General features: G+C 55.9%; 10 protein-coding genes. 5 read left to right on the forward strand and 5 right to left on the reverse strand.

The window, feature by feature from the left end; genetic code table 11:
* Positions 1-135: 135 nt before the first annotated feature.
* The 3 genes from amiA to ACLQ7H_RS17010 all read left to right on the forward strand — a co-directional run bounded on the left by amiA (position 136) and on the right by ACLQ7H_RS17010 (position 2,461).
* Positions 136-1,017, forward strand: coding sequence for an N-acetylmuramoyl-L-alanine amidase AmiA (amiA, locus tag ACLQ7H_RS17000; protein WP_411753689.1), 882 nt, complete (start codon positions 136-138; stop codon positions 1,015-1,017).
* A 68-nt stretch (positions 1,018-1,085) separates the two neighbouring features.
* Positions 1,086-2,006, forward strand: a complete 921-nt coding sequence (gene hemF, locus ACLQ7H_RS17005) for an oxygen-dependent coproporphyrinogen oxidase (RefSeq protein WP_411753682.1) — start codon at positions 1,086-1,088, stop codon at positions 2,004-2,006.
* Positions 2,006-2,461 carry a YaiI/YqxD family protein gene (locus ACLQ7H_RS17010; RefSeq protein WP_024527105.1) on the forward strand — a complete coding sequence of 152 codons (456 nt, stop codon included), beginning with the start codon at positions 2,006-2,008 and terminating at the stop codon, positions 2,459-2,461. The genes hemF and ACLQ7H_RS17010 overlap by 1 nt, the downstream gene beginning before the upstream one ends.
* Before the next feature lie 24 nt (positions 2,462-2,485).
* Here ACLQ7H_RS17010 and ACLQ7H_RS17015 read toward each other — a convergent pair whose 3' ends face one another.
* The 4 genes from ACLQ7H_RS17015 to ACLQ7H_RS17030 all read right to left on the reverse strand — a co-directional run bounded on the left by ACLQ7H_RS17015 (position 2,486) and on the right by ACLQ7H_RS17030 (position 8,825).
* The gene (locus ACLQ7H_RS17015; protein ID WP_411753683.1) at positions 2,486-4,726 is read right to left on the reverse strand and encodes a TonB-dependent receptor domain-containing protein; all 2,241 of its coding nucleotides are present in this window, start codon (positions 4,724-4,726) and stop codon (positions 2,486-2,488) included.
* Between the two features lie 129 nt (positions 4,727-4,855).
* Positions 4,856-6,928: a S9 family peptidase gene (locus ACLQ7H_RS17020; RefSeq protein WP_411753690.1), complete on the reverse strand. Its 2,073-nt coding sequence runs from the start codon at positions 6,926-6,928 to the stop codon at positions 4,856-4,858.
* Positions 6,929-7,082: 154 nt separating this feature from the next.
* Positions 7,083-7,883 (reverse strand): energy transducer TonB, encoded by an 801-nt coding sequence (locus tag ACLQ7H_RS17025; protein ID WP_411753684.1) that lies wholly within the window; start codon positions 7,881-7,883, stop codon positions 7,083-7,085.
* 102 nt (positions 7,884-7,985) lie between these two features.
* Positions 7,986-8,825, reverse strand: coding sequence for a ChaN family lipoprotein (locus ACLQ7H_RS17030; RefSeq protein ID WP_411753685.1), 840 nt, complete (start codon positions 8,823-8,825; stop codon positions 7,986-7,988).
* Positions 8,826-9,008: 183 nt separating this feature from the next.
* On the opposite strand from ACLQ7H_RS17030, the gene mmuP reads away from it, so the two are divergent.
* Positions 9,009-10,418, forward strand: coding sequence for an S-methylmethionine permease (mmuP, locus tag ACLQ7H_RS17035; RefSeq protein ID WP_411753686.1), 1,410 nt, complete (start codon positions 9,009-9,011; stop codon positions 10,416-10,418).
* Positions 10,408-11,346: a homocysteine S-methyltransferase gene (mmuM, locus tag ACLQ7H_RS17040; RefSeq protein WP_411753687.1), complete on the forward strand. Its 939-nt coding sequence runs from the start codon at positions 10,408-10,410 to the stop codon at positions 11,344-11,346. The genes mmuP and mmuM overlap by 11 nt, the downstream gene beginning before the upstream one ends.
* Before the next feature lie 45 nt (positions 11,347-11,391).
* Here mmuM and ACLQ7H_RS17045 read toward each other — a convergent pair.
* Positions 11,392-12,351: phosphate acyltransferase (locus ACLQ7H_RS17045; protein WP_411753688.1), on the reverse strand; the 960-nt coding region annotated here is incomplete at its 5' end.

Below are 12,351 nucleotides of genomic sequence, written 5' to 3' on the forward strand. Positions count from 1 at the left end.
TTAACTGATACCTGCCGTCTTTCAAGCCGCAGCGTTTTGCCAGGTAATAAATGGCAATAGTTATCAAGTCGATTAATGGGGATCAATACGCTATAACGTCGCGAAATAGATTGATCGAGTTGGAGCCTGCGCGTGATGAAAAAACAGAGCAAAACCTACCTCAATTTCAGCCCCCTCACCGCTTCATCGACCCGCCGCCAACTGCTGCTCTCCGGGCTGGCTCTGGCTCTGCTCGGTGGCAAAACCTCTGCCACCCAGGCCAATATGCTGCCACCAAAACCGCACAGCAAACCGCTCCCCAAGGCCACGGGGAGCAAAAGAGTGGTGATGATCGATCCCGGCCACGGCGGTATCGATTCCGGTGCCGTGGGCCATGAAGGCTCACAGGAAAAACACGTGGTGCTGGAAATTGCCAACCACGTGCGGCGTTTTTTGCATGAGCACGAGCACGTTGATGCCCGCCTGACCAGGGAGGAGGACGAATTTATCCCGCTGTTCCAGCGCGTGGAGATCGCCCACCAGCACCAGGCCGATCTGTTTATCTCGATCCATGCCGATGGATTTACCAGCCCGGATGCCGCCGGTGCGTCGGTGTTTGCCCTTTCCAACCGCGGAGCCAGCAGTGCGATGGCGCGCTATCTCTCCAATAAGGAAAACGCCGCCGATGACGTCGCGGGGGGCAAATACAAAGAACAGGACAACTATCTACAGCAGGTGTTATTCGATCTGGTGCAAACCGACACCATCAACAACAGCCTGACCCTGGGCCGCCACGTGCTGGGCCAGATCCGCCCGGTTCACCGCCTGCATAGCGAAAGCACCGAACAGGCAGCGTTTGCCGTATTAAAATCCCCTTCGATTCCTTCGGTGCTGGTAGAAACCTCGTTTATCACCAACCCCGGTGAGGAGCGCCTGTTAGGCACCACCGCCTTTCGTGAAAAAATTGCCCGCGCCATCGCCGACGGTGTGATCAATTTCTTCCAATATTACGACGTTCACCAACGCAAGCCGCGCTAGACCTGCAAAATACGGGGCGAGAAGGTATACTTGCCGCCCTGTTCAGTTACCCATTGCGAATATCCCGTATGAGTTTACCCACCATTGCCGCAGTGAAATCCTTCCTGCTGGCGTTGCAAGACAAGATTTGTGAGCAGTTAGCCCAGGCCGATGGCGGAGCCAGTTTTAAAGAAGATCGCTGGACGCGTGAAGAAGGCGGCGGTGGCCGTAGCCGGGTGCTGACCAACGGTGTGGTGTTCGAACAGGCTGGGGTAAACTTTTCCCACGTTTCCGGTGCCACGCTGCCCGCCTCTGCCACCGCGCATCGTCCCGAACTGGCCGGGCGCAGCTTCCAGGCGATGGGCGTTTCGCTGGTGATCCATCCGCTCAGCCCCTATATCCCCACCAGCCATGCCAACGTGCGCTTCTTTATTGCGGAAAAGCCGGGCGAAGAGCCGGTTTGGTGGTTTGGCGGCGGCTTTGACCTAACCCCCTTCTATGGCTTTGCCGAGGATGCCGTTCACTGGCACCGTACCGCGCAACGGCTCTGTGCCCCCTTCGGCGACGATGTGTACCCGAAATACAAGCAGTGGTGCGATGACTATTTCTTTATCAAACACCGTAACGAAGCCCGTGGCATTGGCGGCCTGTTCTTTGACGATCTGAATACCCCGGATTTCGAAAGCTGTTTCGCGTTTACCCAGGCGGTGGGTGAAGGCTTCCTGGAGGCCTATCTGCCGATCGTGGAAAGACGTAAAGCACTGCCTTGGGGCGACCACCAACGCCAGTTTCAGCTGTATCGCCGGGGCCGCTATGTCGAGTTTAATCTGGTGTGGGATCGCGGTACGCTGTTCGGCCTGCAAACCGGGGGCCGCACCGAATCGATCCTGATGTCGATGCCGCCTTTGGTGCGTTGGGAATATAACTTCCAGCCCGCAACCGATAGCCCGGAAGCCGCACTATATCGTGACTTCCTACCGGTGCGTGACTGGCTACAGGAGCAACAATAATGCAGATTTGGGTCGATGCCGACGCCTGTCCAAACGTGATCAAAGAAGTGCTGTTCCGTGCCGCAGACCGCGCGGCAATGCCAGTCACCCTGGTGGCTAATCAGCCTTTGCGCACGCCCCCTTCGAAATTTATCCGCACCTTGCAGGTTGCTGCAGGATTTGACGTGGCGGATAACGAAATCGTGCGCCGCTGTGAAAAAGGCGATCTGGTGATCACCGCGGATATCCCGCTGGCCGCCGAAGTGATAGAAAAAGGTGCTATAGCCCTGAATCCACGCGGTGAGCGTTATACGCCAGACACCATTCGTGAACGCCTGAACATGCGTGATTTTATGGATACCCTGCGATCCAGCGGGATCCAGACCGGGGGGCCGAACACTCTCAACCAGCGCGATCGCCAGCAGTTTGCCAATGAGTTGGACAAGTGGCTGCAGCAGGCGAAACGGGCCAATTAGCACCGGAGGCCCCCCTCCATCAGCTTAGAAGCGCACCTCGCCACCAAACAGATAAGTCCGCCCGCGGGCGGTGTTGGCCGCGGTTGCCTCATCCCCCTGGATCGGCAGCATATTCAGCTTGTTAAGCGCGTCGGAATAGCTTTTGTCCATCACGTTTTGCACGCTGAATTTCAGCAAAACATTACGGTTGATCTGATAGATGCTGTACAGATCGATAACGGTGGGAATATTTGGCATCTCCTGTTTCATCAACATCCCGTTTTCCTCACTCATTTCAAAGTCAGGAGAAAGGCGGCGAGCCTTGCCGGTATATTTGATGATGCTGCCCACGGTCAGCGCTTCGTCAAAGAAACGTAACCCGCTATCCAGCGTGAAGTACATGTCCGGCAGTTCATTGATATCCCCCGCGCCAAAGTAGCTACTGGCGATAGAGGTAGGCTGGTCAGTATGCTGTTTGCTGAATGAGGCACGGGCAAAACCGCGGCCAGCATCATAGTTGGCTTCCAGCTCCACCCCGTGGGTACGTACCGGCGTCAGGGAGTTGACGTAGATATACATGTTATCCGAGAACTCTTCGCTCGCATCGCTCCAGTCATTCTGCAAGTTCTCACCCAAACTACACTTGCGGCCATTGCGGCACACCATGTAAGACTCGCTGAAGATATAGTTTTTGATTTTACTGGTGTAAACCACCGCTTTAAAGCGCAGGGTGTCCTGCTTGAACAGCAGATCGTTGCCGCTGAGGTTGAAGCCCGCCTGCCAGGTTTCTGAACGTTCACCTTTCAGGAACGGGTTCATCGAAGCGCCGCCGGAATTAGAGAAAAACACCTCTTGAATGTTGGGGGCGCGCATCGATTTACTGTAGCTGGCAAAAGGTTGCAGCCAAGGCGTGACCTGTGCAGACAGCATCACCGACGGGTTAAATCCGTGCTCCTTCAGATCGATATTGGCACTGCCCTGCGGAAAACACTCCACCCGCAAATCACAGGCCGGTTTAAAGCCGGTGAGCTTGTTGTTGGCATAATTGAGATTGAGATCGAGCTGGTAGATATCACGGTTGAGTTGCAAGCCGGTGTACAGGCTGGCGATACGCTGGTCGCCCGACGGAGCAAAGGTGTTGTTCTCGATCGCCTCATGCGCCGTCTGCGGATCCTCTATCTGCGATTCGACGTGCTTGTCGTACTGGTTGCGCATCAGTTTACCGCCGTAGGTAAACGCTACGTCGGTCTGCCACAGGCTAAAGCGGCTGGTATTATTGATATCCAGCGCGTCGGAGCGGTTTTCCGCATGGGTATTAAAGAAAGTGAACAGTGAATCGCTGTCATACTTCTGATTACCCTTGCTGTGGCTGACGGTCATATTAAGATCCACCAGCTCAGAAAATGGCGCGTAGTGATATTTGAGATAAAAATCGTTGCTGTCGATATCGCGGCGCGAGAATTTATTCTGGTAAGTACGGGCGGATAATTCAATGCTGTGATATTCGTTGGGCTTGATATCCACCTTGAACAGCTGCGATTTGGGGTTTTGCTTCATAAATTCGTCGTAACCAAAATCTTCACTGCTCACGCCGTCGCCGTTGTTGAAGTTGGAATAGATGGAGCTGCCGCTAATGGCCGCCATCACGCCCAAACTGCCGGTATCGGTGAACGCCGCCCCTTTGGCCCCAACGGCGATCATACCGCTGCGGCCAATACCGTTACTGCCCACGGAGAACTTGGTGCGCACCCCAAACGGATTATCGGCAAACACTACATCATCCACGCCGATAGTGCGGAAGTTGGCGCTGCCCGCCAATGCGTTCACCCCGGATGCACCGCTGTTCTCGCCACGCGCCACATCGACCCCAACAATAAAATTCGGGTCGATCAGCACGCCGGATTGATTGTTGGTGGAACCATGGGACATCACGCCAGAGGTCGAGGTGCCAAAATAGCTCTGGGTAATGCCATCAACCATGGTATTTACCCGGCCAAAACCGCTCATCCCACGGATATTGACGCTGACCGCCCCCTGGCTGGGATCGATTTGAGTAAAGGTGCCGGGCATGCTGCGCAGGATATTATCTATCGACTGTAGATTTTTATTTTCGTCGCGCGAACTGAATGCCCCTGGCTTTTCCAATGCCTCCTGTTCGCTGTTATTAGCCGCCGCCGAAACGTTCAGCGGGCTGAATACCGCCTGGCCTTTATTTTCTGCGGCCAACAGCGGGCCAGCCAAAACCATACCGGTGCCAACCGCACCAATAAGCAGTTTAAATTTCATATATCCCCTAAAGTATTGCTATCAAAATCAGTGAGTGATCAATGCTCAGCAGAAAATACCGCCAGGTAGGCGGGAATTAATTATGGTTATTATCTGCCGCGCAGCCATTAAGCTGCGCGGCCAAGATCCTTATTTTTGTGTTTTTTCGTCCATTGCTAAAATAAAGCTGTATTCCAGCGCGCTATTTTCCAACCGACTCAAGCGGCCCGATTTCCCCCCGTGGCCCGCCGACATATCCGTGGACAGCAATAACAGCGCATCCCCCTGCTGGAATTGGCGCAGTTTGGCCACCCATTTGGCGGGTTCCCAATACTGTACCTGTGAATCATAAAGTCCACTGGTGACCAACAGATTCGGGTAGTGCTGCGCGCGCACATTATCGTACGGACTGTAGGACTTGATCAGCGCATAGGGCTGCGGCTGATTGGGGTTGCCCCACTCCTCGTATTCACCGACGGTCAACGGAATGCTGTCATCCAGCATCGTCGTCAGCACATCCACAAAAGGTACCTGAGCCACCACCGCGTTATACAGTTGGGGAGCCTGATTGATCACCGCCCCTATCAACAAGCCTCCGGCACTGCCTCCCATCGCGTAAACGCGCCCCGGCTGCCCGTACCCCTTATCGATCAGCGCCTGAGTGGCATCGATAAAGTCGTTGAAGGTGTTTGGCTTGTTCGCCAGTTTGCCCTGCTGATACCAGTCTTGCCCAAGCTCACCGCCGCCGCGTACGTGGATCAGCGCATAGACGAAACCGCGATCCAACAGGCTAATGCGGTTGGCACTGAATGCAGGATCCATGCTCATGCCATAGGCGCCGTAGCCGTATACCACCAGCGGGCTGTTGCCAGGTTTGAATTTGGCGTTGTTGTATACCAGCGAGACCGGCACCTTTACTCCGTCGCGGGCGGTGATCCACAAGCGCTCACTGTGATACAGGCCTGGTTCTACGCCCTTCACCTCCTGCCGTTTCAGCAACTCGCGTTTGCCGCCGTTGAGATCCCATTCATAGGTGCTGGTTGGCGTGGTCATGGCCGAATAGCCATAGCGCAGGCGGTCACTTTCCGGGTCTGGGTTGTAGCCCAGCCAGGCCATATAGCTGGCATCATCAAACGGAATGCTGCGTTGCTCGCCCCCTTGCCAGGCAATCTGCCGCAGATGCACCAGACCTTCGCTGCGCTCTTTCACCACCAGCCAGTCACGAAACAGGGCAAAGCTTTCCAACTCACTGTTTTCCTGTGGAGCGATCAGGGGCCGCCACGGCTGGCTCACGGACGCAGTGTGGTATAAACCGAAATGCGGGCTTTGATGATTGGAGCGCAGGTAAAACTCACCGCGATAATGGTCGAGGTAATATTCGCGCCCAGCCTGACGCGGGGCAACCAGTTGTACCGGGCTTTGCGGCCGGTTGGCGTCGATCAGGCGTACTTCGGAAGTGGTATTCCCGCTGATGGTGACAATCACGTAATCCCGCGAAGAGGAGCGATCCAGGCTCAGGTAAAATGCCCCATCGTTTTCCTGATACACCAGCTTATCAGCGGTAATCGGCGTGCCAAACTGGTGGCGGTAGACCTGATAGGGTGACAGCGTTTGGGGATGATTACGCACATAGAACAAGCTACTGCCGTCGTTAGCCCACACCATATTGCCGGAGGTGTTTTCAATCACTTCTTTGGCCCAAGCACCGCTGGCCAGATCGCGCAGGGAAATGCGGTATTGCCTACGCCCTTGAGTATCCTCCGCTACGGCCAGGCGGCGGTTATCTTCACTGACCGCCATTCCCCCTACGCGGTAATAATCTTGGCCCCGGGCACGCTGATTGGCATCCAGCAACGTCTGCCAGGCGGAGCCATCCGCCACGGCCTGCCGCTGGTAGACGGCAAACTCCTTACCCGCATCAATGCTTTCCTGATAGCGGTAGCCATTGAGCTGGTAGGGAACCGAGCGATCTTCCGGGCTCATGCGTCCCAGCATCTCGTGATACAACCGATCGCGCAGCGTCTGGTGTGGCTGCATCACCTGTTCGGTATAACGGTTTTCCGCCGTCAGATAAGCCAACACCTGTTTATTCTGGCGCTCATCATCACGCAGCCAATAATAATTATCGATTCGTGTTTCGCCCTGGGCGGTTAATTTATGCGGAATAATTTCAGCCTGGGGCGGCTGCACGGCCGCCTTGGTGATAAAGCTTAATAACCCCATGGAAATCAGTAGATAAGTCACCAAAGGCCTGCGGCAGCGAGCCGATTGAACAGGTAATGTCATAACCCCTCACGATAATTTGAGCGTAGCAACCCCCTCTCCTGTTGCACACAACAAGAGATAAAGCCTGATGGGTAAATACTTTATGGCTGGCTTACAACAGCGCCAGGTTAAAATCCACTGCCATGGTCACGGCAATCTTGCCTTGGCGTAGCATCTCCGCCGGTGGCGAAGGTAACGGCTGCGCACGCAATATCACCGCCAGCGCTTCACGATCTAACGACGCGGTAGCGGAGGGCGTTTTCAGTACGACATCGGCCACTCGCCCCTGTGCATCCACAACAAAACTCACCACCGGTGCCCCCGAACGCTGACGCCGTTTGGCATCTGCCGGATAGCGCTTCACCCGGTTGAGCATCCCTTTGACCTGACTCTCCCAGGAAAGCTTGGCCTGTGCCTGCGCGGTAGAATCGCTGTTTAACGGTGCCGCCACGCGCTGTGCCAGGTTTTGCGCCTTGGGTGCCGCCGTGCTGGCTGCTGCGGAATGCGTGGCGTCTTGCTCTTTCTCCATCGGAGTTGGCGGCTTTGGCGGCGCTTTACGCTGCTGCTTATGCGCATTTTTACTGCGCTCGGCCAGCACAATTTTTGCCGCTTCGGCACGTGCCAGTTCGGGCATCTCAGGCTCGCTCTGCTGTTGCACAGGTTGTGCCGCCGAACTATCCACCTGTTGCTGCAACCCCAGCGGCAACGGCTTAGGCTGGCTTGGCGCTTCGATCTGCGCCGCCCAACTGAGCATGATCGCCGGTGGTGGCATCAGCACCGGCGGCAGCGAGGTTTGTGGCCAGTAAAACAGCCATACCAGCGCCAGATGGACGCCTAGAGCATACAGTAAACCACGCCCCCAGCGCGGCTGCGGCAGAGTTGCCGCCTGAGGGCCATAAGGCTGACTAAACATAGGGATAGTAGATTACCTAATTGCGAATGATTGCAGATCACATTTGCTAATGATAATCATTTGTAAATGTTAATGACAGATCTTTTCGCTATCCTGACGTAATCATTTTGCGGTTGGCGTGACCCAAAGGTAATCCGCCATAGGCCGATCTATGGCCACGCCCTGCTCTGCCAGCATCAACACCGTAAATTTGGCACCGGGCTGCAGATCCTGGATATGCAACGGCACACCGACCGTTCTGGAGGCGTGATAACCACCCACCATCAGCAGTGCCGGGGTGGGGGCAGCCAGTAAACTTTCGGCCATACGGCGATCGCGCTGCTGCTGAATGGCAAGCATGGCATGCAGCTGCACCGCATCAATTTTGCCGTCATGGGAATCACGGATGGTGGCGGCGAGCGCCTGCTGGACTTCTGGCCGCACGGAGAGCTGGCCTTTGGGGAATTCGGGCCGCTGATAAAACGCCATGATTTCGCTGCGATCGAGGTTGGCGGATAACAGAGGATAAGGTGCACGCATCGCCGCCATTACCACGTCGCCATACAGTGACCACTTCCAACTGGCTTGCCAGGCGGTCAGTTCAGCTACGCGGCTATCTCGTACCGTCGGTTCGGTTTGCAGCCACTGCTTTACTTCATGCACTTTGCCTTGCTGGCTGGGTGTGATCATCTCCATCAGCACGCTGCCCTGCGGTCTTAGCTTGGGTAATTGCTCTACCAGCCACAGTTCGATCTGGTGGTGATAAGGATTGTCGTGCTTTTCACCCACGATCACCCGTGGCTGATCTGCCAGGCGCGTCAGTAACTGCTGCGGCGTCAATGTCTCGCCACTGCGCAAATCAACAATCTTGCCTAGCGTAGTAATGTCGCTTTTCGGGGAGGACACAGGCCCTTGGCTACAGGCTGTAAGCACCAGCGTTGCAAACACTATCAGAAATTTCATGACGTCTTTCCTTACACAAAAGTGGCGACATTATAGATAATAATTATCATTTGCATATAGGAATTGGCAGCACCTGGTGGCTGACAGCCGTTTTTTCGTTACCGTATTTTGAGTTACGTTGATTTCGCGTAAGGGAACGGGTATAACTGATAGCCATTTAGACGTCTATACGGATAGAGTGTTATGCAACCTGCCGCTGAAGGGCAATTCAAACGCACCATGAAAGCCCGGCATTTGGTGATGCTGTCGCTGGGCGGCGTGATCGGTACCGGTCTGTTTTTCAACACCGGTTACATCATCTCCACAACCGGTGCGCTGGGCACCCTGTTGGCCTATATCATTGGCGCTCTGGTGGTCTATCTGGTCATGCTGTGCCTGGGTGAACTTGCCGTCGCTATGCCGGAAACCGGCGCATTTCACGTCTACGCGGCACGCTATCTTGGCCCGGCAACCGGCTATACCGTTGCCTGGCTATACTGGCTGACCTGGACCGTCGCGCTAGGCTCCAGCCTGACTGCCGCCGGTTTCTGTATGCAATATTGGTTTCCACAATCGCCGGTCTGGTTGTGGTGCCTGATTTTCTGTCTGGCCATTTTTCTGCTCAATGTCATTACCACCCGCTTCTTTGCCGAAAGTGAATTCTGGTTCTCGCTGATCAAGGTGATCACCATTCTGGCGTTTATCGTACTAGGTGGTGCAGCCATGTTTGGCCTGATCCCAATGAAAGACGGCACGCCAGCACCCTTCCTGAGTAACCTGACCTCATCGGGTTGGCTGCCCAATGGAACGTTACCGATCCTGATGACCATGGTAGCGGTCAATTTCGCCTTCTCCGGTACGGAACTGATCGGCATTGCGGCGGGCGAAACCGAAAATCCGGAAAAAGTGGTGCCTTGGGCCATCCGCACCACGGTGATCCGCCTGATGGTGTTCTTTATCGGTACGGTATTTATCCTGGCAGCGCTGATCCCTATGGAGCAGGCCGGGATCGTGAAAAGCCCGTTTGTCCTGGTCTTTGAGCGCATTGGGGTGCCTTATGCCGCCGATATTTTTAACTTCGTGATCCTGACCGCCATTCTCTCGGCCGCCAACTCCGGACTGTATGCTTCGGGGCGCATGCTGTGGTCGCTGGCCAATCAGCGTACCCTGCCTGCCTATTTTTCACGGGTGAATGCGCGCGGGATCCCGATGAATGCATTGACGTTCAGCATGCTCGGCGGCGTGCTGGCCCTGTTGACCAGCGTGATCGCTCCCGATACGGTGTTTGTGGCACTGTCTGCCATCTCCGGCTTTGCGGTCGTTGCCGTCTGGCTGAGCATCTGTGCCGCCCACTACGTTTTTCGCCGCCGCTATCTGCGCAGCGGTCAACCGATTGAAGGGCTGAAATACCGTGCCCCAGGCTATCCGCTGACACCTATTGTCGGCTTTGCGCTGTGTTTACTGGCCTGCATCGGTCTGGCGTTCGACCCAGAGCAACGCGTGGCGCTGTACTGCGGCCTGCCGTTTGTGGCGATCTGTTATCTGGCCTATTACCTGACCCGGCGTTCCGGGCAGAAAAACCTACTGAACACCGGAGAAGAACATGTCGGTTAACAACCCTCTGGCCGCCTTGCTGGCCGATAACCGCACGTTGATTTTGGACGGGGCAATGGCCACCGAACTGGAGGCCCGAGGTTGCGATCTCACCGATCCGCTGTGGTCGGCAAAAGTGCTGATTGAAAACCCGGAGCTGATTTATCAGGTGCATCTGGATTACTTCACTGCGGGAGCACAGTGCGCCATTACCGCCAGCTATCAGGCCACGCCCCAAGGTTTTTTACGCCGTGGCCTGGATGAGCCGCAATCGTTGGCACTGATCGCCCAAAGCGTCCACCTGGCACAGCAGGCTCGCGCCGATTATTTGGCCCAATGCCCGCAGCGATTGCCTTTGCTGGTCGCCGGTTCAGTCGGCCCTTATGGCGCCTATCTGGCGGACGGCTCTGAATACCGTGGCGACTACCATCTGCCGCAAGCAGGGATGATCGCGTTCCATCGTCCGCGTATCACGGCTCTGGCCAACGCCGGCGTGGATCTGCTGGCCTGTGAAACGCTGCCTTCGTTCGCCGAATTACAGGCCCTACTGGCGCTGCTAGAGGAATTCCCAGCGCTGGGTGGGTGGTTCTCTTTCACTCTGCGCGATAGCCAGCATCTAAGCGATGGAACGCCACTGGCCGTCGTCATGGCTGAGCTTAACGATAACCCGCAGGTGCTGGCAGTAGGCGTCAATTGTATCGCGTTGGAAAACGTCACGCCGGCGTTGCAGCAGCTTGCCGCGCTGAGCGATAAACCGTTACTGGTTTACCCTAACTCCGGTGAACACTACGACGCGGTGAGCAAAACCTGGCATAACGGTGGTAACCACCAGCATCATCTGATCAATCAGTTGGCCGATTGGCAGCGTGCCGGTGCCCGCTTGATTGGCGGTTGTTGCCGAACCACACCCGCCGACATTCAGGCAATTGCCCAACGCTGTCACGCATAAAAAAACCCCCTGTGGCCGAAGCCGCAGGGGGTCACTTTCACGCTATCACAGCGGTTGGGTTTGTGCTTCTACTACCGCCAACGCCACCATGTTGACGATACGGCGCACCGAAGCGATCGGCGTCAGGATATGCACCGGCTTGGACACGCCCATCAATACCGGCCCTACCGTCACCCCTTCGGAAGAGGAGACACGCAGCAGGTTGTAGCTGATCCGCGCCGCTTCCATACTTGGCATGATCAGGATATTGGCTGCTCCTTTCAACGGGCTGTCCGGCATCAAGTCTTGGCGAATACTTTCCACCAGCGCGGCGTCACCGTGCATCTCACCGTCAATCTCTAACTCCGGTGCCATCTGATTGACAAGCTCCAGCGTTTTACGCATTTTGCTCGCCGACGGGCAGTTGGCAGAACCAAAGCTGGAGTGGGACAACAGCGCCACCTTCGGTTCAATCCCGAAACGCCGTACCGTGTTTGCCGCCATCAGGGTGATTTCCGCCAGCTGTTCCGGCGTTGGGTCATCGTTGACGTAGGTATCGGCGATGAAGGTGTTACCGCTCGGCAGCAGTAAGGCGTTCATCGCCCCAGCCACGTGTACCCCTTCACGGAACCCGAACACCTTTTCCACCACGTCATAATGCTCGTGGTAGCTGCCGATGGTGCCACAGATCATGGCGTCGGCCTCCCCGCGGTGCAGCATGATGGCAGCAATCAGCGTTGGGTTACCGATCACCGCACGGCGAGCCTGCTCCTGGGAAACGCCACGGCGCTTCATGATCTGGTAATACTCCCCCCAGTATTCATTAAAACGCGGATCGGACTCGTTATTCACCACTTCAAAGTCTTTGCCCGGCGTCAGCTGCAGGCCGAGTTTCTTCAGGCGCATTTCAATCACGCTTGGGCGGCCCACCAGGATTGGGTAAGCCAGCCCCTGCGATACCAGCTCTTGGGTGGCATGCAGGACGCGCTCTTCTTCACCTTCGGCCATTACCACGCGTTTCACTTC

Origin of the sequence: Serratia sp. (in: enterobacteria), from assembly GCF_046715635.1 — a bacterium.
In the GTDB taxonomy this organism is placed as follows: domain Bacteria; phylum Pseudomonadota; class Gammaproteobacteria; order Enterobacterales; family Enterobacteriaceae; genus Chania.